This window comes from Achromobacter kerstersii, from assembly GCF_902859595.1.
Lineage (GTDB): Bacteria > Pseudomonadota > Gammaproteobacteria > Burkholderiales > Burkholderiaceae_B > Achromobacter > Achromobacter kerstersii.
On sequence record NZ_CADIJQ010000003.1, the window covers coordinates 129,942 to 154,343 of the forward strand.

A 24,402-nucleotide genomic window follows, 5' to 3' on the forward strand; every position below is an offset into this window, starting at 1 on the left:
AGCCTTAGGATTTCAAGGAAAAGAGGCGCGTTGCCTCTGAAGTGTGGCGTTTTTTTGCGAAAATAATGCATAATTTAAAAAATGTTACAGCCCTTGGGTTCTTTCTTGGACCGCAACGCCAGGGGTTTCTAGATAGGGGGCTCCGTGCGTGAGAGTTACCTGCTCGCACTGTGCCTGACGCTCGCGGGCGCACTTGCGGCGATAAGCGTGTTCTTTGTTCGCAGGGAACGCGCATTGCGTCACCGGCTGACGCGCGATGAATTGACCGGCGTCCTTAGCCAGCAGGAGCTGCATCGTCGCGCGCGTTTGTTGCTGGCCCAGAAAGAAGGGCCGGCGCGCCGGGGCGCCTTTTTCCTGGTCAGCTTTGAGCAATACGCCGAGATCAGCGCGATGCTGCGCGCCGGCGAAGAGCAGGCGCTGCTGGTGCAAGTGGCCAATCGGCTGGGTTTGCTGGCCCGCACGCTGGGGGGCTTGGTGGCGCGTACCGGTACCGACGCCTTCACGCTCTGTGTGCCCGAGGTGGATGAGCCCGGAGCAGCGCAGGTGTCGGCCAAACTGCTGGAAGATCTGAGCGTGCCTTATGAGCTGGGTGGCCGCCCGCTGATTGCGGTCTTCCGCATCGGAGCGGCGTTGTACCCCGAGCACGGCCGCACCGTGGAAGAGCTGCAACGCTGCGTCCAGGTAGCCATGGTTCCCTTGAAAGAGCGTGGCAACCCGGGATGGAATCTGTTTGATTTCAGGCTGTTAGCCCGCCATCGGGACGAGCAAGGCCTAGAAAACGACCTGCGTCTGGCGCTGACCACGCCCGCCATGGAACAGTTCGAATTGTTCTATCAGCCGGTCTGCGATAGCGGCACCGGAGTGGTGCAAGGGTGCGAGGCGCTGCTGCGTTGGCATCACCCCACGCTGGGCAGTGTGTCGCCCGCCGTCACCATCGAGCTGGCGGAACGCAGCGGCCTGATCGTGCCGCTGGGCGCATGGATTCTGGAACGCGCCTGCTCCCAAGCCGCGCAGTGGCCGGCGGCTTGGCGCGTGCATGTGAATTTGTCGGTCAAGCAGATGAACGAGGACGGCCTGGTGCAACTCGTGTCGGATGTGCTGGCTGCCACGGAACTGTCACCCCGCAAGCTGGTGCTTGAGATCACGGAATCGATCTTCATCCTGCATTACGAGCGGCATGTGAAGATTCTGAACATCCTGCGCGCGCAAGGCATCGGCGTTGCGCTTGACGATTTTGGCTGCGGCTATTCCAGTCTGAATCATCTTCGCCACCTGCCCATCGATTGGGTGAAGATCGATCGCAGCTTCATCTCGGCGCTGGAATCCGATGCCGGCAGCCGCGAAGTCGTCTCTGCGCTGTTCGGCCTGTGCCAGGCGATGCGCCTGCCCGTCGTGGCCGAAGGCGTTGAAACCGAAGGTCAGCGCGAAATCCTGAAGTCCCTGGGTTGCCGCGTCATGCAGGGATTCCTGCTGGGACGGCCGGCGCCTGCCGCCGAAATCCAGGCTTTGGCCGCGGCGGTGTCATAATCTGGGTTGCTCGCAAACCCGACCTGTTGACCTCCTATGCCCGGCAATACCCTAGGTACCCTTTTTACCGTCACGAATTTCGGCGAATCCCACGGGCCGGCCATCGGTTGCGTCGTGGATGGCTGTCCTCCGGGGCTGAGCCTGGACGCCGCCGATATCCAGCTTGAATTGGATCGCCGCCGCCCTGGCACCTCGCGTCACGTGACGCAGCGCCAGGAAGCCGACCAAGTCGAAATCCTGTCGGGTGTGTACGAAGGCGTGACCACGGGCACCCCCATTGGTCTGCTGATCCGCAACACGGATGCGCGCAGCAAAGACTATTCCAACATCGCCGACACGTTCCGCCCCGGCCATGCCGATTACGCCTACTGGCGCAAGTTCGGCGTGCGCGATCCGCGCGGCGGCGGCCGGTCGTCGGCCCGCCTGACGGCGCCCACGGTTGCCGCCGGCGCCATCGCCAAGAAATGGCTGGCCGAACAATACGGCGTGAAAGTGCGTGGCTACATGAGCCAGCTGGGTCCCATCGAGATTCCTTTCGTGACGTGGGACGAAGTTCCGAACAACGCGTTTTACGCACCCAATGCCGACGTCGTACCTGAGCTGGAAGCCTACATGGACCAGTTGCGCCGCGACGGCGATTCCATCGGCGCGCGCATTGAAGTCGTTGCCGAAAACCTGCCAGCGGGCTGGGGCGAACCCATTTACGACCGCCTGGACGCCGACATCGCTCACGTGATGATGGGCTTGAACGCCGTCAAGGGCGTGTCGATTGGGGCGGGCTTTGCCAGCATTGCGCAACGCGGCTCCGAGCACGGCGACGAAATCACGCCAGACGGTTTCCTGACCAACCACGCGGGCGGCGTGCTGGGCGGTATCTCGACCGGCCAGCCGATCACCGTGTCGCTGGCCATCAAACCCACGTCCAGCATTCGTGTCGAGCGCCGTTCGGTCAATCGCGCCAATGAACCCACCGTCGTGCAGACGCTGGGCCGCCATGATCCGTGCGTGGGCATCCGCGCAACCCCGATTGCCGAAGCGATGCTTGCTCTGGTGCTGATCGACCACGCCCTGCGTCATCGCGGGCAGTGCGGCGACCCCATCTGATCTATCCCCGGCAGTCTTGCCCATCGTCTCCAGGAGGCCGATTTGAACCGTAAACGTCATCTGTTGCGCGGCACGGCCGTCGCGCTGGCGCTGACTGCGCTAGCCGGTTGCACCGGCATGAACACCACGCAGTCCGGCGCCATCGGCGTGAACCGCACGCAGTACATGTCCAGCCTGGTGCCCTCGCAGGCGCTGGAGCAAGAAGCCAGCCAGCAATACACCGACATCCTCAAGCAGGCCCAAGCCAAGGGGCTGCTGGATCGCGATGCGCAGCAGGTGGCACGCGTGCGCGCCATTTCCCAGCGGCTGATCGCGCAAGCGGGGGTGTTCCGCCCCGACGCCAGCGCCTGGAAGTGGGAAGTGCATGTGCTGTCCAGCGACGAGGTCAACGCCTGGTGCATGCCGGGCGGCAAAATCGCGGTCTATACCGGCCTGATTTCGAAGATCAAACCCACCGATGACGAGCTGGCCGCCGTGCTGGGCCACGAAATTGCCCATGCCTTGCGCGAGCACGCGCGCGAACGCGTATCGCAGCAGATGGCCACGAACCTGGGCTTGCAGGTCTTGTCGATTGCCACCGGTTCCAGTGCGGCAGGTGATCTGGGCGGGGAACTCACCAATGTGATGTTCACCTTGCCGAACAGCCGCACGCACGAGACCGAAGCGGATCGCATGGGCGTGGAACTGGCGGCCCGCGCGGGCTTTGACCCGCGCGCCGCCGTCACGCTGTGGCAGAAGATGGGCGCGGCGGACAGCGGCAATGCGCCGCCCGAAATCCTGTCTACGCACCCGTCGGCGGCCTCGCGTATTACCGACTTGCAGGCCGCCGCGCAGCAGGTGATGCCGCTGTATCAGCAGGTCAAGAAGTAGCGCTTGGCGCTGGCTTGACACCCGGCCCGCGCATGATGGTGATACCCAGGCTGGCCAGGATGCGCCGCGTTTCGGCATCCGGCACGTCTTCGGCATACACCGCAATGTTCAGCGTGCGGGCGGTCTCAAGCACCGAGGCCGTCAACTGCTGGCTGCCCGGGCTTTGCGACATGCCGCCCACAAAACCACCCCCCAGCTTCACGTAGGACAGCGGCAGCGTATGCAGTTGGGCCACCGCGCCAAACTGCTGCGCCAACCGGCGCACGCCGATATGGGCGCCGAATTCCGACGCCACGCGGGCGAGCGTCGCGATCTGTTCGTGGCATTCCACCAAACCGTGCGCATCGATTTCCAGGAACAGGCGATGCGCCAGCGGGCGGCGTTCCGTCAGCAGCAGCGCCAACTGGCGGAAGAACTTCTGGCCACGCAATGAGGGCAGGGCAACGCGCACCGCCAATTCGCCGTCGTGGCTTGCCAGCCAATCCAGCCCCAAGCGCACGGATTCCAGATCGCAATCGGCCACCAGGTCGAGCCGCACCGCGGGCGGAATGAACAGCGTGGCGGGAATGGCCTCCTGGTCGGGGGCCGTGCGCAGCATCAGCATGGCTTCGGTGCGCACCGTGCCACCGTCAGCAGCCAGCAAAGGCTCCGTCGCCAGTTCGAAATGCTTGTCTTCCAGCGCGGTCAGAATCGCGTCCTTCCACGCCCGCTCACCCGATTCCGACGGCGACTGCATGTCGGTCGCGCCCGCAATCACGACGTGATCGTTGTTGGCGCTTTCGGCGCGCATCAGCCCGAAGTCCAGGCGCGCCAGCACGGGGCCGGCCTGATTGCCCTGGCTGTAATCCGTCATGGCCGACGCCCAGCGGCAGAGATGGCCTTCGCCCACCGGGATGCGCGAGGCGTGCAGGTCCGCGCGCAGCCGTTCGGCAACCATCATCGCCTGGGGCGCTGCGCAATTCGGCAGCAGCAACGCAAAGTCAGAACCATTCAGACGAGCCAGCATGGGGGCGGCCACGTTCAAGGACTTCAGCGTTCCTTGAATGCGTTCGCACGCGGCGCGCAGCCATTGGTCGATGAATTCGCGCGGCATGTGTCGGTTCAGGTCGGCCAGATCACGTTGGCGGAACACCAGCACATGCCCGCCGCGCTTGGCGGCCGGATCTTCCAGCGCGCGCCGGAACTCGTTGACGAAGTACTTGCGGTTGGGCAGGCCGGTCACCGGGTCCTGGTTAAGCTCCAGCTCCAGCGATTCGATCTTGGCGTTTTGTTCCTCGACGCTGGCGTACACGCGTTCGCGCGTTTGATTCAGGGCCTGCACCACGCCCGACAGCTCGGGCACGCGCGCTTCAACTTGTTCGGGCGGCGAGTCCTGGCCAATGCTGCGCACGTGGTCGCTGATTTCCCGCAACAGGCGGTTTTTGATCCAGCCCACCAGCACGAACGCGAACACGGCCCACAGCACGCCCGCGCCCACCACCAGCGCGATCATCTTCAAGCTGCTGCGCCACAGGGCTTCCCAGGCGTAGGCATCGTTGGCGGTGAGCGTCACTTCACCAATCTGGCGCCAGCCGTCGCTGACCGCGTGGCTGGCCGATTGCGTGTCCAGCGGCGCCAGCTTCTGGAACCAGGCGGGCACCGCGTTCGGCGTGGCGGTGGACTTGCGTTCGATCAGCACCTTGCCATCGGGGTCCGTCAATCGCACCAGCGAAAAATGGCCGCCGTCATACAACGCGGACAGCAGCAGTTCCTGAAGCACCGGATCGTTATTGGCGGGCTGCGACAAGGACAGCGCCAGCGATACCGCCGCGTCGGTGCTTTGCACCTGCAATTGGCCCGACAGGTATTCACGCGCCGAGTTCACGCTGAGCGCCAAGGTACCCAGCAAGATGACGCCAATCGCCAAGGTCACGCTGAGCAGTAGCTGTCGAAGTATGGACATAGTCTTGTTTCCGGCGATCAGGGGCGGATGCCTTCCCGATCCATGCGTTGAAGTAGATCACGCCAGCGGCTGAGCCGATCAACCGGCGCGGCGGGTTTGCCATCCACGTAGACCCCGTCGGCATTAAAGCTGAACACCGGCGTCAGATCGCGGCGCTGCGTGGCGGGCAGGATGGTTGAAATCAGGCTGTCCAGCACCAGCGGGACTGCATTCGGCGTTTCGTAATAGCCCAGCACCATGTGGGCGACCTGGCTGCTGCTGGCCGGTCCGCCGACACGCGCGCGAACATAGATGAAGCGCAGCTTGTTGGCGGGTACGCCCATGGCCAGCAGCGTGAAGTACTTGCCGATGACATAGTCTTCGCAGTCACCCGCGCCTTTGCCCAGCGATTCCAGCGGCGTGGCCCAATAATCGGCCTGCCCCCAGATGGTCGCGTCTTCGCCAGACAGCAGCGCGCGATTCCAAAAATCATTCGCCGTCGTGAGACGGTCGCGTTCCAGCGCCGGCGGCGGGGCACGCAACAACTGTAGCCAGTTCCCGACCGACTTTGCACCCTTGGCGCCATAGCGGCTGGCGGCCAGGCTTTGCAGACGATCGGAATTTACCTCGAGCGCAAAGCTGCCGCCCCAGACGCAAGCCAGGCATAGCAGCACCAATCGGCACAGGGTCACCAAGCCGCGGAAACGGTGAGTCGAGGACATGAAACGGATTTTCACATTTTTCCGACTGTCGCAGACATGCCAGAGGAAAAAATGCTGGCGAACAAGGGGCGGGCCGCGGCCGGCCCGCCCCTTGCCACACCAAGGTATCGCCGTGGTGCTTAGCTGTGGTCGACGTTCAGCTTCCCCTTTTGCAGCAGGTCATTGATGATGGCCTGGTTGCTGAGCGCACCGTTGTTCGTCAGGTCCACGTTCTCCAGCACGATCTTCTGGTCAGCGCCTTGGGCAATCTGGCCCTTGGTGTTGATGTCGATGACCGTGTTGTTGCCTTCCTTGTGGATGTTCAGGTACTGCGTCAGCGTGCCGTCCTTCTCGCCAATCAGCAGATCCTTCAGATCCAGAACGTCGCCGCCATTGGCGATGGTGTCGGCGGAGAAGTCCTTGATCGTGTCGACCGACGGCGCGCCCACGGCGCCCTGATCGTTCAACTCCCACTTGAACGTGTCGCTGCCGGCGCCGCCGTACAACGTGTCGTCGCCCTTGCCGCCAATCAGCGTGTCAGTGCCCGACCCGCCATCCAGCACGTCGTTGCCCGCGCCACCATGCAGGTAGTCGTTGCCCGAGCCGCCGTAGAGGACGTCGTTGCCGTCATCGCCATACAGGGTGTCGTTGCCGCCCTGGCCGTAGATGATGTCGTCGCCCGTGCCGCCGTGGACGGTGTCGTCCCCGCCGCGCAGATCATCCGTCAGGTTGAACTGCGCGTGGTTGGCCTTCAGGTAGTCGTAGATCTCCGTGCTGGTCGCGGCATGGCCGTTCTGGTAGGCCAGGAAGTCCTGCAACGCCTTCAGGCCTTGGCCATCGTGCGATCCGGCGGCGACGGTGCCCCAGGCAAGGTGATCGGTATTGATCGTGTCGCCAAAGATGATGTCGTTGCCCGCGCCGCCGTTGATGACGTCGTTACCCACCACGGCCGGGTCCAGGCTGGAGCTGCCGCTTTGCAGCGCGGCGGCCAGGTCTTCACCCTTAAGCACGATGTCCACATCGCCGCCAGGGGCTGCGATGACGTTGCTGGCCGTGTAATTCGTACGCATGATGTCGTCGATATACACCGTAGCGTTGCCGCTGCCCGAGGTGTTGTCGGCCACATCGAACACAAAGCGATAGGTGCCGCCCGCGTACGTATTGGTGGTGATGGTGGTCCAGTTTGACATGGCGCTGGTGATGCTGCCCTTGTCGATGGTGATCCAGCTGCCGTCCGCCTTCTGCAACTGCAACGACCACGTGAACACGTCGCCCGTGTTGAAGCTGCCCGTGGCTGCCGAGAAGCTCATCTTGCCGTAGCCGGAGTAGTTGAACGTCGGCGTGATGGCGTTGGTGCTGGTGCCGCCAGCCGTATCAATGATGCGGATGTAGTCGCTGCTGACGCGGCTCACTGACCCGCCATTGCCCGTACCGGAAACCGTCCAGGTGCCAACGTTGCCCCAGCCCGAGCTCGAGTTGAAGTTGGCAATGGTGCTGGTGCTGGAACCGCTGCCGAAACTGGCATAGGTCGTCACCGCGCCGCCCGTGCTGCCCGTGTTGTCGAACAGGCGCAGGTAGTCTTCATTGACGCCGTTGCCGATGCCAATACCGTGCACGGTGCTCATGTTGGACAGCGGCGTGAACGCATTCACGGATTCCTGCACCGTGGTCTGGTCGGTCGTGCTGCCATCGCCACCCGTCGTGCCGTTGCTCTTGATGTAGTAGGTTGGGTCCCCGTCAGTCAGGAAGAACGTGACGTTTTCATACCCGTTCGCCACCGATTTGCCTGCCGCCGTCTGGCCGTTGAACCACGACACGGCGCTGTTGAAGGCCGCTTCGTAGTTCGTACCGCCGGTTGCCGACAGATTATTGATGGCGTTCAGCAAGGTCTGGACGTTCGACGACGTCAGATTCTGCAGCGTAACCGGCGTACCCGCCGACGTCGCAAAACCAATCAGCGTGACGTTGACGATGCCGTCATGGCCCACCAATTGGTTGGCCAGGTTCGTCAGTGCGTCCTTGACGAGCGCAATGCGCGACTGGCCTGAACCCGAGGTCGAACCGTCCAGCTTGTACGCCATACTGCCCGACGTATCCACGACCAGGGCAATGTTGTAGTTCTTGCCCGGCTCTACGGTCACGACCGTGCCGCCCTTGTCGCCCAGGATGATGTCGTCGCCCGAACCGCCGTTCAGCACCGGCGTGGTGCCCGTGCCGCTGCCGACGTTTTCGCCCGTCACCACATTGTTGGTGTTCAAGACGAAGTTGTACGTGCCCGAGGTGTTCTGGCCGCCATGGTCGGTGCCACCGCCATCGCGCACCTGGAACCCGATCGAGGTATCCAGGCCATTGGCCGACGGCGTGAAGACGAGCTTGCCAGCCGCGATATCCGCCGCCGACACCGCCGTGTTCAGCGCGACGGGGCTGCCGTTCAGCGTCAACGTGCCATCGGTGGGCAGGCGCGAGATGATCACGCTTTGCAGGGCGTTGCTTTCGGCGCCGTCGCTGAAATTGAACTCGGCCACCGTGAAGACATGGCTGGTGCCGATTTCCACATTGGCAGAGTTATCCGCAGCAACCGGCGCGTCGTTCGTGCCCACAATCGACACCGAGATCGGTTGAACCGTCGTGCCGTCGCCCGCGACCACGTTGAACGACTCGGAAAGCGTGGCGCCAGCAGGCAGGTTCTGCACCGCCGGCAGGCTGTTGTTCAGCGTGTACGTCCAGTTCCCGTTGGCGTCGATCGAGAACGTGCCGTACTTGCCAACCACATTGGTCTGCGCCACCACGCCGCTCTGGCCCACGTCCGCATCCACTACGTTCAGCTTGCCGCTGGTGGACAGGGTGTAGTCCTCGGTCACCGTGCCGGACGTCTGGCCGGTGATCGCCGGCGCGTCGTTCGTGCCCGTGATGGTGACCGTGACCGGCAACTGTGCCGTGCCGCCATGGCCGTCGTTGACGGTCACGGTGATGGTGTCCGTCACTTGCTGGCCTTCCTTCAGGCCTTGGACATTGGCGCTGGCGTTATTCAGCGTGTAGGTCCACTTGCCCGAGCTGTCGACCGTAAACGTCCCGTACGTGCCGGCCCCGCTGTTGCTGACCGACCACGTGTGCGTATCGGTCGTATCGATGTCGGTCTTGGTCAGTTGGCCGGTGGTAGTCAACGTGCCATCTTCCTTCACCGCGCCCGTCGTCACGCCGGCCATGGTCGGCGCATCGTTGGAACCGGTGACGGTCACGGTGATGACCTGCGTGGCCGTACCGCCGTGGCCGTCATTGATGGTCACGGTGATGGTGTCGGTCACCTTCTGGCCATCGGCCAGCGCCTGAACCTTGGCGTTGGCGTTGTCCAGCGTGTACGTCCACTTGCCGGCCGCATCCACCACGAAGGAACCGTACGTGCCCTTGCCGGCGTTATTCAGCGTCCACGTGTGGGTGTCGGTGGTATCGACATCCGTCTTGGTCAACTGGCCGCTGACCACTTGCGTGCCGTCTTCGGTCACGCCACCACTGACAACGCCGCCGATGGTCGGTGCATCGTTCGTGCCGGTGACGATGATGGTGACGACTTGCTGCGCCGTCCCGCCGTGGCCGTCGTCGACAGTGACGGTGATGGTGTCGGTCACTTGCTGGCCATCGGCCAGGGCTTGCACCTTGGCGTTGGCGTTATCCAGCGTGTACGTCCACTTGCCAGTGCTATCCACCGCCAGCGTGCCGTACGTGCCCTTGCCAGCATTGTTGACGGACCAGGTGTGCGTGTCGGTTGCGTCGACATCGGTCTTGGTCAACTGGCCGGTAATGACTTGCGTGCCATCTTCCTTCACTGCACCGGTCGTCACGCCGCCAATAGTCGGGGCATCGTTCGTGCCGGTAACGGTGATGGTAATCACCTGCTGCGCCGTCCCGCCATGGCCGTCGTCGACGGTCACGGTGATGGTGTCGGTCACTTGCTGGCCGGCAGCCAGGGCTTGGACCTTGGTGCTGGTGTTGTCCAGGTTGTACGTCCACTTGCCGGTGGCATCGACGGCGAAGGAACCATATTGGCCCTTGCCGGCGTTGTTGACCGACCAAGTATGCGTGTCCGTGGCATCAACGTCGGTTTTGGACAGCTGGCCCGAGATGCTGCTTTGTGCGGCATCTTCCGTAACCGCGCCAGTCGCCGCGCCCGAAATGGTCGGGGCATCGTTGGAGCCAGTGACGGTGATGGTGATGACTTGCTGCGCCGTCCCGCCGTGGCCGTCGTCGACGGTCACGGTGATGGTGTCGGTCACTTGCTGACCGGCAGCCAGGGCTTGCACCTTGGTGCTGGTGTTGTCCAGGTTGTACGTCCACTTGCCGGTCGCGTCGACCGAGAAGTTGCCGTACGTACCCTTGCCAGCGTTGTTGACGGACCAGGTGTGCGTGTCGGTGGCATCAACGTCGGTCTTGGACAGCTGGCCCGAGATGCTGCTCTGCGTGGCATCTTCTGTAACCGCGCCAGTCGACGCGCCCGAAATGGTCGGGGCGTCGTTGGAGCCGGTGACGGTGATGGTGATGACCTGCTGCGCCGTCCCGCCATGGCCGTCGTTGACGGTCACGGTGATGGTGTCGGTCACTTGTTGGCCGGCAGCCAGGGCTTGCACCTTGGTGCTGGTGTTGTCCAGGTTGTAAGTCCACTTGCCGGTCGCGTCGACCGAGAAGGTGCCGTACGTACCCTTGCCCGCGTTGTTGACGGACCAGGTGTGCGTGTCAGTGGCGTCAACATCGGTCTTGGACAACTGACCCGAGATGCTGCTTTGTGCCGCATCTTCCGTAACCGCTCCAGTCGATGCACCTGAGATGGTCGGGGCATCGTTCGTGCCGGTAACGGTGATGGTAATCACCTGCTGCGCCGTCCCGCCGTGGCCGTCGTCGACGGTCACGGTGATGGAGTCGGTCACTTGCTGGCCGGCAGCCAGGGCTTGCACCTTGGTGCTGGTGTTGTCCAGGTTGTAAGTCCACTTGCCGGTGGCATCGACGGCGAAGGTGCCGTACGTACCCTTACCCGCGTTGTTGACGGACCAAGTATGCGTGTCCGTGGCATCAACGTCGGTCTTGGACAGCTGGCCCGAGATGCTGCTCTGCGCGGCATCTTCCGTAACCGCGCCAGTCGACGCGCCCGAGATGGTCGGGGCGTCGTTGGAGCCAGTGACGGTGATGGTGATGACCTGCTGAGCCGTCCCGCCATGGCCGTCGTCGACGGTCACGGTGATGGTGTCGGTTACTTGCTGACCGGCAGCCAGGGCTTGGACCTTGGCGCTGGCGTTGTCCAGGTTGTACGTCCACTTGCCGGTGGCATCGACCACGAAGGAACCGTACGTGCCCTTGCCGTCGCCCGGAACCGACCACGTGTGGGTGTCGGTGGTATCGACGTCAACGGCAGTCAGTTGGCCATTGATCGTCTTGACGCCGTCTTCAACGACTGCGCCGGTCGATGCGCCCGTGATGGTGGGGGCGTCGTTGGCACCCGTGATGGTCACGGTGATGACCTGCTGCGCCGTCCCGCCATGGCCGTCGTTGACGGTCACGGTGATGGTGTCGGTTACTTGCTGACCGGCAGCCAGGGCTTGGACCTTGGTGCTGGCGTTGTCCAGGTTGTACGTCCACTTGCCGGTCGCATCGACCGAGAACGAACCGTACGCGGCCTTGCCGTCGCCCGGAACCGACCAGGTGTGGCTGTCGGTGGCGTCAACATCCACGGCAGTCAGTTGGCCCGAAGTCGTCTTGGCCAGGTCTTCGGTGACATTGCCCGTTGCCGCGCCCGTGACGGACGGCAGGTCGTTGGAGCCGGTGACGGTGATCGTAATGACCTGCGTAGCCGTGCCGCCATGGCCGTCGTTGACGGTCACGGTGATGGTGTCGGTCACTTGCTGGCCGGCGGCCAGGGCTTGCACCTTGGTGCTGGTGTTGTCCAGGTTGTACGTCCACTTGCCGATCGCGTCGACCGAGAAGTTGCCGTACGTACCCTTGCCGTCGTTGTTGACGGACCAGGTGTGCGTGTCGGTCATGTCGACGTCGATGGCCTTCAGTTGGCCATTGATGGTCGTTGCGACGTCTTCAGTCACCGCACCCGTCGCCGCGCCGGAAATGGTCGGAATGTCGTTAGTGCCGACGATCGTGACGACGACTTGGCCGGTGGTGCCATCAGCCGTCGTGACGGTGAAGGTCTCGGTCAGGGTCTTGCCCGCGCCCAGGCCTTGGACGGCCGGATCGTTGTTGGTCAGTGTGTAGGCCCACTTGCCATTGGCGTCGATGGAGAAGGTGCCGTGCTGACCGGCTGCATTGGTTTGCGTTTGGAAGACCGCTTGGCCAGCGTCGGGATCGGTGACTTCGAGCTTGCCGCCGGTCGTAAGCGTCACGTCTTCGGTGACCGAACCCTTGTCATCGCCGGGTTGAGCCGGGTTGATGATGGCGCCGTCATCGGTGCCATTGATGGTGACCGTGACTTGCTTGTCGACGATTCCGCCGTTGCCGTCGTTCACCGTCACAGTGAAGGTTTCGGTAAAGGTGTCGCCGGACTTCAGGCCCTGAACAGCCTTGTTGGCGTTGTCCAGGTTGTACGTCCAGTTGCCCGAACCATCGACGGAGAACGAACCATATGTACCCTTGCCGTCATTGTTGACGGTCCAGGTGTGCGTATCGGTCGTGTCAATGTCAGCGACATCGATCTTGCCGGTGGCGACGAGCGTGCCGTCTTCCGTGACCGCGCCGTCAGCCTTGCCGCTCAGAACCGGAACATCATTCGTACCAACGATGGTGACAACCACCTGACCGGTGGTGCCATCAGCCGTCGTGACCGTAAAGGTCTCGGTCAGCGTCTTGCCAGCGCCCAAGCCTTGAACAGCCGGGTCGTTATTGGTCAGGGTGTAGTTCCACTTGCCATCGGCGTCGATGGAGAACGTGCCGTGCTGACCGGCTGCGTTGGTCTGCGTTTGGAAGACCGCTTGACCTGCATCCAGATCGGTCACTTCCAGCTTGCCGCCGGTCGTAAGCGTCCCGTCTTCGGTAACCGAACCCTTGTCATCGCCGGGTTGAGCCGGGTTGATAATGGCGCCGTCATCGGTGCCGTTGATGGTGACCGTGACTTGCTTGTCGACGATTCCGCCGTTGCCGTCGTTCACCGTCACAGTAAAGGTTTCGGTGATCGATTCGCCGGACTTCAGGCCTTGAACGGTCTTGTTGGCGTTGTCGAGGTTGTACGTCCAGTTGCCGGAGCCATCGACGGAGAACGAACCATACGTACCCTTGCCATCATTGTTGACTGTCCAGGTGTGCGTGTCGGTCGTGTCGACGTCAGCGACGTCGATTTTGCCGGTGGCAACCAGCGTGCCGTCTTCGGTAACCGCACCGTCAGCCTTGCCCGTCAGAACGGGGGTGTCGTTCGTACCGACGATCGTGACGACCACTTGACCGGTCGTGCCGTCAGCCGTCGTAACGGTGAAGGTCTCGGTCAAGGTCTTGCCAGCGCCCAGGCCTTGAACGGCCGGGTCGTTGTTGGTCAAGGTGTAGTTCCACTTGCCATCGGCATCGATGGAGAAGGTGCCGTGCTGGCCGGCTGCGTTGGTCTGCGTTTGGAAGACCGCTTGACCTGCATCCGGATCGGTCACTTCCAGCTTGCCGCCGGTCGTGAGCGTACCGTCTTCGGTGACCGAACCCTTGTCATCGCCGGGTTGAGCCGGATTGATGGTCGCGCCGTCATCCGTGCCGTTGATGGTGACCGTGACCGCCTTGTCGACGATCCCGCCGTGGCCGTCGTTGACGGTCACGGTGAACGTTTCGGTGATCGATTCGCCAGATTTCAGACCCTGAACGGTCTTGTTGGCGTTGTCGAGGTTGTAGGTCCAGTTGCCCGAACCATCAACCGAGAACGAACCATACGTACCCTTGCCGTCATTGTTGACGGTCCAAGTGTGCGTGTCGGTGGTATCAACATCAGCAACATCAATCTTGCCGGTGGCAACGAGCGTGCCGTCTTCGGTAACCGCGCCGTCAGCCTTACCCGTCAGAACCGGGATGTCATTCGTACCGACGATCGTGACCACGACCCGGCCCGTCGTGCCATCAGCCGTCGTAACGGTGAAGGTCTCGGTCAGGGTCTTGCCCGCGCCCAGGCCTTGAACGGCCGGGTCGTTGTTGGTCAGTGTGTAGTTCCACTTGCCATCGGCGTCGATGGAGAAGGTGCCGTGCTGACCGGCGGCATTGGTCTGCGTTTGGAAGACCGCCTGGCCAGCGTCCGGATCAGTCACTTCCAGCTTGCCGCCGGTCGTGAGCGTCCCGTCTTCGGTAACCGAACCCTTGTCATCGCCCGGTTGAGCCGGGTTGATGATGGCGCCGTCATCGGTGCCGTTGATGGTGACCGTAACTTGCTTGTCGACGATTCCGCCGTTGCCGTCGTTGACGGTCACGGTGAAGGTTTCGGTGATCGATTCGCCGGACTTCAGACCCTGAACAGCCTTGTTGGCGTTGTCCAGGTTGTAGGTCCAGTTGCCCGAACCATCGACGGAGAACGAGCCATACGTACCCTTGCCGTCATTGTTGACGGTCCAAGTGTGCGTATCGGTCGTGTCAATGTCAGTGACGTCGATCTTGCCGGTGGCAACCAGCGTGCCGTCTTCCGTGACTGCACCGTCAGCCTTGCCGGTCAGAACCGGAACATCATTCGTACCAACGATGGTGACGACCACCTGGCCCGTCGTGCCATCAGCCGTCGTGACGGTGAAGGTCTCGGTCAAGGTCTTGCCAGCGCCCAGGCCTTGAACAGCCGGGTCATTGTTGGTCAGGTTATACGTCCACTTGCCATCGGCGTCGATGGAGAAGGTGCCGTGCTGACCGGCTGCGTTGGTCTGCGTTTGGAAGACCGCTTGGCCCGCATCCGGATCGGTGACTTCCAGCTTGCCGCCGGTCGTGAGCGTACCGTCTTCGGTGACCGAACCCTTGTCATCGCCGGGTTGAGCCGGGTTGATGATGGCGCCGTCGTCGGTGCCGTTGATGGTGACCGTAACTTGCTTGTCGACGATTCCGCCGTTGCCGTCGTTGACGGTCACGGTGAAGGTTTCGGTAAAGGTCTCGCCGGACTTCAGGCCCTGAACAGCCTTGTTGGCGTTGTCGAGGTTGTACGTCCAGTTGCCCGAACCATCGACCGAGAATGAGCCATACGTACCCTTGCCGTCATTGTTGACGGTCCAGGTGTGCGTGTCGGTCGTGTCGATGTCAGCGACGTCGATCTTGCCGGTGGCAACCAGCGTGCCGTCTTCCGTGACTGCACCGTCAGCCTTGCCGGTCAGAACCGGAACATCATTCGTACCAACGATGGTGACGACCACCTGGCCCGTCGTGCCATCAGCCGTCGTGACGGTGAAGGTCTCGGTCAAGGTCTTGCCAGCGCCCAGGCCTTGAACAGCCGGGTCATTGTTGGTCAGGTTATACGTCCACTTGCCATCGGCGTCGATGGAGAAGGTGCCGTGCTGACCGGCTGCGTTGGTCTGCGTTTGGAAGACCGCTTGGCCCGCATCCGGGTCGGTCACTTCCAGCTTGCCGCCGGTCGTAAGCGTACCGTCTTCGGTGACCGAACCCTTGTCATCGCCGGGTTGAGCCGGATTGATGGTCGCGCCGTCGTCCGTACCGTTGATGGTGACCGTGACTTGCTTGTCGACGATTCCGCCGTTGCCGTCGTTGACGGTCACGGTAAACGTTTCGGTAAAGGTCTCGCCGGACTTCAGGCCCTGAACAGCCTTGTTGGCGTTGTCCAGGTTGTAGGTCCAGTTGCCGGAGCCGTCGACGGAGAAGGAACCGTAGGTGCCCTTGCCGTCATTGTTGACGGTCCAGGTATGGGTATCGGTCGTGTCGACGTCAGTGACATCGATCTTGCCGGTGGCAACCAAGGTGCCGTCTTCGGTGACAGCGCCATCGGCCTTGCCGGTCAGAACCGGAACATCATTCGTACCGACGATGGTGACCACGACCTGGCCTGTGGTGCCATCCGCCGTCGTAACGGTAAAGGTCTCGGTCAGCGTCTTGCCCGCGCCCAAGCCCTGAACGGCCGGGTCGTCGTTGGTCAGGTTATACGTCCACTTGCCATCGGCGTCGATGGAGAACATGCCGTGCTGACCGGCTGCATTCGTTTGGACTTGGAACACAGCTTCGCCCGCGTCCGGATCAGTGACATCCAGCTTGCCGCCAACAGACGACGTCACGTCTTCTGTAACGGTGCCCTTGTCATCGCCCGGTTGAGCGGGGGTGATGACGGCGCCGTCGTCCGTGCCGTTGATCGTCACCGTGACTTGTTGCTGCGTCACGCCGCCGTGGCCGTCGTCGACCGTGACAGTGAAAGTCTCGGTGGCAGTTTCTCCAGCCTTCAACGCCTTGACGTCGGGGTTGGTGCTATCCAGGTTGTAGGTCCACTTGCCGGAGTTGTCGACCGAGAAGTTGCCGTACTCGCCCTTGCCATTGTTGTCTACGGACCAGGTGTGCGTATCGGAGGTGTCGACGTCAGTTTGCGTCAACTGGCCGGTGGTGCTCAGCGAGGTGCTTTCGGTAACGGAGCCGGCGGCTTCGCCAGCGATGACGGGAGCGTCGTTGGTGCCGTTGATGGTGACAACAACCTGGCCGGTGGTGCCGTCTGCTGTCGTGGCAACGAAGGTCTCGGTCAGTTTTTCGCCGACGGCCAAGGCTTGGATCTTGGGATCTTCATTATTCAGGGTGTAGGTCCACGTCCCATCCTTGCCAATGGTGAACGTGCCATGATCGCCAGGCGTGTTGCCTGCCTTGAATTCAGCTTGGCCTGCGTCCGGATCGGTGACTTCCAGCTTGCCGCCGGTCGTGAGCACCTTATCTTCGGTGACCGAACCCTTGTCATCGCCCGGTTGAGTCGGGGTGATGATGGCACCGTCGTCGGTGCCGTTGATGGTGACCGTGACTTGCTTGTCGACGATTCCGCCGTTGCCGTCGTTGACGGTCACGGTAAACGTTTCGGTAAAGGTCTCGCCGGACTTCAGGCCTTGAACAGCCTTGTTGGCGTTGTCGAGGTTGTAGGTCCAGTTGCCCGAACCATCGACCGAGAACGAACCATAAGCACCCTTGCCGTCGTTGTTTACGGTCCAGGTGTGCGTATCGGTCGTGTCGACGTCAGTGACGTCGATCTTGCCGGTGGCAACGAGCGTGCCGTCTTCGGTAACCGCGCCGTCAGCCTTACCCGTCAGAACCGGGATGTCATTCGTACCGACGATCGTGACCACGACCTGGCCCGTCGTGCCATCAGCCGTCGTGACGGTGAAGGTCTCGGTCAAGGTCTTGCCAGCGCCCAGGCCTTGAACGGCCGGGTCGTTGTTGGTCAGGGTGTAGTTCCACTTGCCATCGGCGTCGATGGAGAACGTGCCGTGCTGGCCGGCAGCATTGGTCTGCGTTTGGAAGACCGCCTGGCCAGCGTCGGGATCGGTGACTTCGAGCTTGCCGCCGGTCGTGAGCGTACCGTCTTCGGTGACCGAACCCTTGTCATCGCCGGGTTGAGCCGGATTGATGGTCGCGCCGTCATCCGTGCCGTTGATGGTGACCGTGACCGCCTTGTCGACGATCCCGCCGTGGCCGTCGTTGACGGTCACGGTGAACGTTTCGGTGATCGATTCGCCGGACTTCAGACCTTGAACGGTCTTGTTGGCGTTGTCGAGGTTGTACGTCCAGTTGCCGGAGCCGTCGACGGAGAACGAACCATACGTACCCTTGCCGTCGTTGTTGACGGTCCAGGTATGGGTATCGGTCGTGTCGACGTCAGCGACGTCGATTTTGCCGGTAGCAACCAGCGTGCCGTCTTCGGTGACCGCGCCGTCAGCCTTGCCGGTCAGAACGGGGATGTCGTTGGTGCCGACAATAGTGACGACCACCTGACCGGTCGTGCCATCCGCCGTCGTAACGGTGAAGGTCTCGGTCAAGGTCTTGCCAGCGCCCAGGCCTTGAACGGCCGGGTCGTTGTTGGTCAGGGTGTAGTTCCACTTGCCATCGGCGTCGATGGAGAACGTGCCGTGCTGGCCGGCTGCGTTCGTTTGCGTTTGGAAGACCGCCTGGCCCGCATCCGGGTCGGTCACTTCGAGCTTGCCGCCGGTCGTGAGCGTCCCGTCTTCGGTAACCGAACCCTTGTCATCGCCCGGTTGAGCCGGATTGATGGTCGCGCCGTCGTCCGTGCCGTTGATGGTGACCGTGACTTGCTTGTCGACGATTCCGCCGTTGCCGTCGTTGACGGTCACGGTAAACGTTTCGGTAAAGGTCTCGCCGGACTTCAGGCCTTGAACAGCCTTGTTGGCGTTGTCCAGGTTGTAGGTCCAGTTACCCGAACCATCGACCGAGAACGAGCCATACGTACCCTTGCCATCATTGTTGACGGTCCAGGTGTGCGTATCGGTCGTGTCGATGTCAGCGACGTCGATCTTGCCGGTGGCAACGAGCGTGCCGTCTTCGGTAACCGCACCGTCAGCCTTGCCCGTCAGAACGGGGGTGTCGTTCGTACCGACGATCGTGACGACCACTTGACCCGTCGTGCCATCCGCCGTTGTGACGGTAAAGGTCTCGGTCAGCGTCTTGCCCGCGCCCAGGCCTTGAACGGCCGGGTCGTTATTGGTCAGGGTGTAGTTCCACTTGCCATCGGCATCGATGGAGAAGGTGCCGTGCTGACCGGCTGCGTTGGTCTGCGTTTGGAAGACCGCCTGGCCCGCATCCGGGTCGGTCACTTCGAGCTTGCCGCCGGTCGTAAGCGTCCCGTCTTCGGTGACCGAGCCCTTCTCATCACCCGGTTGAGCGGGGGTGATGATGGCGCCGTCGTCGGTGCCGTTGATGGTGACCGTAACTTGCTTGTCGACGATTCCGCCGTTGCCGTCGTTGACGGTCACGGTGAAGGTTTCGGTGATCGATTCGCCAGATTTCAGGCCCTGAACGGTCTTGTTGGCGTTGTCGAGGTTGTAGGTCCAGTTGCCCGAACCATCAACCGAGAACGAACCATACGTACCCTTGCCGTCGTTGTTGACGGTCCAAGTGTGCGTGTCAGTCGTATCAACATCAGCAACATCAATCTTGCCGGTGGCAACCAGCGTGCCGTCTTCGGTGACCGCGCCGTCAGCCTTACCTGTCAACACCGGAGTGTCGTTGGTGCCAACGATCGTGACGACCACTTGACCGGTGGTGCCATCCGCCGTCGTAACGGTGAAGGTCTCGGTCAGCGTCTTGCCCGCGCCCAAGCCTTGAACGGCCGGGTCGTTGTTGGTCAGGGTGTAGTTCCACTTGCCATCGGCATCGATGGAGAACGTGCCGTGCTGGCCGGCTGCATTGGTCTGCGTTTGGAAGACCGCCTGGCCAGCGTCCGGATCAGTCACTTCCAGCTTGCCACCGGTCGTGAGCGTACCGTCTTCGGTGACCGAGCCCTTATCATCGCTCGGTTGAGCGGGGGTGATGATGGCGCCGTCGTCGGTGCCGTTGATGGTGACCGTGACTTGCTTGTCGACGATCCCGCCGTTGCCGTCGTTGACGGTCACGGTAAACGTTTCGGTAAAGGTCTCGCCGGACTTCAGGCCTTGAACAGCCTTGTTGGCGTTGTCGAGGTTGTAGGTCCAGTTGCCCGAACCATCGACCGAGAACGAACCATAAGCACCCTTGCCGTCGTTGTTTACGGTCCAGGTGTGCGTATCGGTCGTGTCGACGTCAGTGACGTCGATCTTGCCGGTGGCAACGAGCGTGCCGTCTTCGGTAACCGCGCCGTCAGCCTTACCCGTCAGAACCGGGATGTCATTCGTACCGACGATCGTGACCACGACCTGGCCCGTCGTGCCATCAGCCGTCGTAACGGTGAACGTCTCGGTCAAGGTCTTGCCCGCGCCCAGGCCTTGAACGGCCGGGTCGTTGTTGGTCAGGGTGTAGTTCCACTTGCCATCGGCGTCGATGGAGAACGTGCCGTGCTGACCGGCTGCATTCGTCTGCGTTTGGAAGACCGCTTGACCTGCATCCGGATCGGTGACTTCCAGCTTGCCGCCGGTCGTAAGCGTCACGTCTTCGGTGACCGAACCCTTGTCATCGCCGGGTTGAACGGGGGTGATGAGGGCGCCGTCGTCGGTGCCGTTGATGGTGACCGTAACTTGCTTGTCGACGATTCCGCCGTTGCCGTCGTTGACGGTCACGGTAAACGTTTCGGTAAAGGTCTCGCCGGACTTCAGGCCTTGAACAGCCTTGTTGGCGTTGTCCAGGTTGTAGGTCCAGTTACCCGAACCATCGACCGAGAACGAACCATAAGCACCCTTGCCGTTGTTGTTTACGGTCCAGGTGTGCGTATCGGTCGTGTCGACGTCAGTGACGTCGATCTTGCCGGTGGCAACCAGCGTGCCGTCTTCGGTGACAGCGCCATCGGCCTTACCGGTCAGGACCGGGATGTCGTTGGTACCAACGATCGTGACCACGACTTGGCCAGTGGTGCCATCAGCCGTCGTAACGGTGAAGGTCTCGGTCAAGGTCTTGCCAGCGCCCAGGCCTTGAACAGCCGGGTCGTTATTGGTCAGCGTGTAGTTCCACTTGCCATCGGCATCGATGGAGAACGTGCCGTGCTGACCGGTTGCATTGGTCTGCGTTTGGAAGACCGCTTGGCCAGCGTCGGGATCGGTGACTTCGAGCTTGCCGCCGGTCGTAAGCGTCACGTCTTCGGTGACCGAGCCCTTGTCATCGCCGGGTTGAACGGGGGTGATGAGGGCGCCGTCGTCGGTGCCGTTGATGGTGACCGTAACTTGCTTGTCGACGATTCCGCCGTTGCCGTCGTTGACGGTCACGGTAAACGTTTCGGTAAAGGTCTCGCCGGACTTCAGGCCCTGAACAGCCTTGTTGGCGTTGTCCAGGTTGTAGGTCCAGTTGCCCGAACCATCGACGGAGAACGAGCCATACGTACCCTTGCCGTCATTGTTGACGGTCCAAGTGTGCGTATCGGTCGTGTCAATGTCAGTGACGTCGATTTTGCCGGTAGCAACCAAGGTGCCGTCTTCGGTGACCGCGCCGTCAGCCTTACCGGTCAACACCGGAGTGTCGTTGGTACCAACGATGGTGACGACCACCTGGCCCGTCGTGCCATCCGCCGTTGTGACCGTAATCGTCTCGGTCAGCGTCTTGCCCGCACCCAAACCTTGAACGGCGGCGTCGCCATTGTTCAGGTTATACGTCCACTTGCCGTCCGCATCGATCGAGAACGTGCCGTGTGCGGCGGGGGTGCCGGACTGAACCTGGAACACGGCTTGGCCGGCGTCTGGGTCGGCGACGTTCAACTTGCCGCCGACGGTCAGAGCCACATCTTCGGTGACGGTGCCTTGGTCTGCGCCCGGGATGCCCGGGGTGATAACGGCGCCGTCATCCGTGCCATTGATCGTGACCGTGACTTGTTGCGTCGTGACGCCGCCGTGGCCGTCGTCGACCGTGACGGTGAAGGTCTCAGTGATCGATTCGCCGCTCTTCAGGCCCTTGACGGTGGTGTTGCTGTCGTCCAGGTTGTAGGACCACTTGCCGGTGTTGTCGACCGTGAAGCTGCCAAAGTCGCCCTTGCCGCCGTTGTTGACCGTCCAGGTGTGCGTGTCGTTTGCGTCGACGTCGGTCTGGGTCAGTTGGCCGGTGACGTTGGTGGTGCTGCCGTCAGTGACGGAACCGGTGGTCTGGCCGCTGATGACCGGCGCGTCGTTGGTGCCGTTGATGGTGACCGTGACGGCTTGCGTGGTCACGCCGCCGTGGCCGTCGTCGACGGTGACGGTGAACGTCTCGGTCAGCGATTCGCCGACGCCCAGTGCTTGCACCTTGGGATCAGCATTGTTCAGGTTGTAGGTCCACTTGCCGGTGCTGTCGACCGAGAAGTTGCCGTGGTCGCCGTTGCCGCCGTTGTTGACCGTCCACGTGTGCGTGTCGTTCGTGTCTACGTCGGTCTGGCCCAGTTGGCCGCTCACCGTCAGAGAGCCGTCTTCTTTGACGGAACCCGAGGCTTCTCCGCTGACGACGGGCACGTCATTGGTGCCGTTGATGGTGATCGTGACGGCTTGCGTGGTCACGCCGCCGTGGCCGTCGTTGACCGTGACGGTGAAGGTTTCGGTCAGCGACTCGCCTGCGCCCAGCGCTTGCACGGCCGGGTTGGTGTTGGTCAGGTTGTAGGTCCAGGTGCCGTCGGCGGCAATGGTCAGCGCGCCGTACTGGCCGGCGCCATTGTTGTTGATTGACCACGTGTGCGTGTCGGACGTATCGACGTCAGCCACATCAAGCTTGCCGGTGGCGGCGAGGGTGGTTTCTTCGGTGACGGCGCCGGCGGCTTGGCCGCTGAGCGTGGGCACGTCGTTCGTGCCTTGGATGGTGACGGTGACCGTGCCGGTGGTGCCGTCTGCCGTGGTGACGGTGAAGGTCTCGGTCAGCGTTTCGCCGACGGCCAGCGCTTGCACGCGGGCGTCGTTGTTGTTCAGGTTGTAGACCCACGCGCCGCTGGCGTCGATCGAGAATGTGCCGTGCTGGCCAGCCTGGCCGGATTGCACGACGAAGCGGGCTTCGCCGTCGTCGACGTCGGTGACGTTGAGCTTGCCGTTTGCAGTGAAGGTGGTGTCTTCCTTGACTGTGCCGGCGTCATCGCCCGCGTTGGCGGGGGTGATCTGGGCGGGGTCGTTCACGCCGACGATCGTGACTTCGACCGTGGCGGTAGACGTCGCGCCGCTGGGATCGGTGACGGTGTAGGAAATCGTGGTGGTGGCGGTTTGGCCGGCCGGCAGGTTCTGAAAGCCCGTGCCCGGCGTGAACGTGTAGCTGCCGTCAGGCAAGACGGTGAACGTGCCGCCATTGGTGCCGGTGACGGTAACGCCGCCCGCGGTCATGGGGCGGCCGCTGACGGAGACGATCGCCAGGGGATCGCCATCGGGGTCGGCGTCGTTGGTGAGCAGGTTGCCGCGCTGGACGGCATTCTGGTCGCCGCTGCTGACGTCGTTCAGGGCGGACGGCGCGGTGTTGGTCGCGGCCGGCGCGGTCGTATCGTCGGTGTTGTCGCCGGTGGCGCCCGCCGCCGAGGCACGGGGAAGGGTGTCGTCGCCGCGGCTGGGGTTGGGATAGGCCAGGTCCAGCGGAGTCGTGGTTTCCAGGATGCGGGCCAGGCGCACGAAGCTGCTGCCGCCGGCATCGCCGCCGCCGGCCACGATGGCGGCGGTGGGGTCCAGTTCGTCGAAGGGGTCGCGCCCGGCCTGCAGCGCAGCCAGCAGGCGGTCGGAATCGGTGCCGGTCGGCGGCGTGATGGCCGCTTCGCTCGGATCGGCCAGCGGGCCGGTGAGGTCCTCGTTGATGGCGACCTCGCGGCTTTCACCGATCACGATCGGCATGCCGTTTTCAACCTGAAGGGAAACCGTGGCGCCCGAGGCCGTGACGATGTCACTGCCGGCAGGGACTTTGCTGCCTTGATGCAGTTCAGTCAGCGAGCCGTCGCTATTGCGTATCCACGCGCGGCCGGAAATTTCATTGACAACTGCGGCGGGGGTAAAGGTGGCCATGTGGGTTCCGTTTCAGGGAGTTATCCAAAGATGGCCAAATACTAGGGTTTGCCCCAAAGGGAGGCATATTGTCCTCAAGGACAATATCAAGAGGTAATTTTGCTCCGTGAGTCTGCGGGTGCGGAAATACCATGGACGAGCAGGGCGAGCTGCAGGCGGTCCGCGACCTTGAGCTTGTCGAAAACGGCAGACAGATGGGCCTTGACCGTGCGCTCAGTGATGCCCAGGGCTTCAGCGATCTGGGCGTTGGACTGGCCGCTGGCGGCGTAGCGGGCAACGGTGACTTCGCGTTCGGTAAGCAGGCCGTTGTCCCAGGAATGGGCATCCTGGGCGCGTTCGGTCATCAGTTTGAGCAGGCGCGTCACCAGCGACCGGCCCATCCAGATGCCGCCCGACGCCACCACTTCCAGCGCCTGCGACAAGGCGGCGGCCGAGGCATAGCTATGGCAATAGCCGTGGGCGCCCGCGCCTAGCGCCTGGGTGCCTTGCTCGTCATTCGGGCTGGGGCTGGCCACAACCACATGCAAGCCGGCCAGGGACGAGGACCAGATCGGGTCTTGCCATGACGGCAGGCGCGGCACGTCGGTATCCAGCACCGCCACAGCGCGGCCTTGCTCGCGCCAGCGTTGCAGGTCAGCCAGACCCCGCCCGCGGGCAGCCAGCCAGCGCGTGGAATCCAGCGCGCGCCAATGCTGCCACAGCAGGTCGTCGTGCGTAATCAACAGGACGGGAACAGGTTTCATAAAGC

7 protein-coding genes are annotated in these 24,402 nt (G+C 62.6%); 3 read left to right on the top strand and 4 right to left on the bottom strand.

Translation table 11 applies throughout. The features are described 5' to 3' along the window. Positions 1 to 144: 144 nt before the first annotated feature. The 3 genes from HV765_RS12025 to HV765_RS12035 are packed head-to-tail and all read left to right on the top strand — an operon-like array spanning position 145 to position 3,501. Positions 145 to 1,527, top strand: a complete 1,383-nt coding sequence (locus HV765_RS12025; RefSeq protein WP_175169818.1) for a putative bifunctional diguanylate cyclase/phosphodiesterase — start codon at positions 145 to 147, stop codon at positions 1,525 to 1,527. A 36-nt stretch (positions 1,528 to 1,563) separates the two neighbouring features. Further along, the gene (gene aroC / locus HV765_RS12030) at positions 1,564 to 2,631 is read left to right on the top strand and encodes a chorismate synthase (protein ID WP_054427479.1); all 1,068 of its coding nucleotides are present in this window, start codon (positions 1,564 to 1,566) and stop codon (positions 2,629 to 2,631) included. A 42-nt stretch (positions 2,632 to 2,673) separates the two neighbouring features. Beyond that, on the top strand, positions 2,674 to 3,501 hold the full coding sequence (locus tag HV765_RS12035) for a M48 family metallopeptidase (RefSeq protein ID WP_175169819.1): 828 nt from the start codon (positions 2,674 to 2,676) through the stop codon (positions 3,499 to 3,501). Here HV765_RS12035 and HV765_RS12040 read toward each other — a convergent pair. The 4 genes from HV765_RS12040 to HV765_RS12055 form a co-directional block, all read right to left on the bottom strand. Next, entirely contained in the window at positions 3,491 to 5,443 is a 1,953-nt protein-coding gene (locus tag HV765_RS12040; protein WP_175169820.1) for a bifunctional diguanylate cyclase/phosphodiesterase, read from the bottom strand. The genes HV765_RS12035 and HV765_RS12040 overlap by 11 nt on opposite strands. 17 nt (positions 5,444 to 5,460) lie before the next feature. Next, positions 5,461 to 6,144, bottom strand: a complete 684-nt coding sequence (locus tag HV765_RS12045) for a transglutaminase-like cysteine peptidase (protein WP_054427494.1) — start codon at positions 6,142 to 6,144, stop codon at positions 5,461 to 5,463. Between the two features lie 119 nt (positions 6,145 to 6,263). Then, the gene (locus HV765_RS12050) at positions 6,264 to 23,654 is read right to left on the bottom strand and encodes a VCBS domain-containing protein (protein ID WP_175169821.1); all 17,391 of its coding nucleotides are present in this window, start codon (positions 23,652 to 23,654) and stop codon (positions 6,264 to 6,266) included. Positions 23,655 to 23,740: 86 nt separating this feature from the next. Then, positions 23,741 to 24,397: a response regulator transcription factor gene (locus HV765_RS12055; RefSeq protein ID WP_054422379.1), complete on the bottom strand. Its 657-nt coding sequence runs from the start codon at positions 24,395 to 24,397 to the stop codon at positions 23,741 to 23,743. Positions 24,398 to 24,402: the final 5 nt, after the last annotated feature.

Excerpts from the sequence above, each read along its gene's own strand:
- aroC (WP_054427479.1), top strand. The coding sequence starts at position 1,564 with ATGCCCGGCAATACCCTAGGTACCCTTTTTACCGTCACGAATTTCGGC.
- HV765_RS12040 (WP_175169820.1), bottom strand. The coding sequence starts at position 5,443 with ATGTCCATACTTCGACAGCTACTGCTCAGCGTGACCTTGGCGATTGGC.
- HV765_RS12045 (WP_054427494.1), bottom strand. The coding sequence starts at position 6,144 with ATGTCCTCGACTCACCGTTTCCGCGGCTTGGTGACCCTGTGCCGATTG.
- HV765_RS12050 (WP_175169821.1), bottom strand. The coding sequence starts at position 23,654 with ATGGCCACCTTTACCCCCGCCGCAGTTGTCAATGAAATTTCCGGCCGC.
- HV765_RS12055 (WP_054422379.1), bottom strand. The coding sequence starts at position 24,397 with ATGAAACCTGTTCCCGTCCTGTTGATTACGCACGACGACCTGCTGTGG.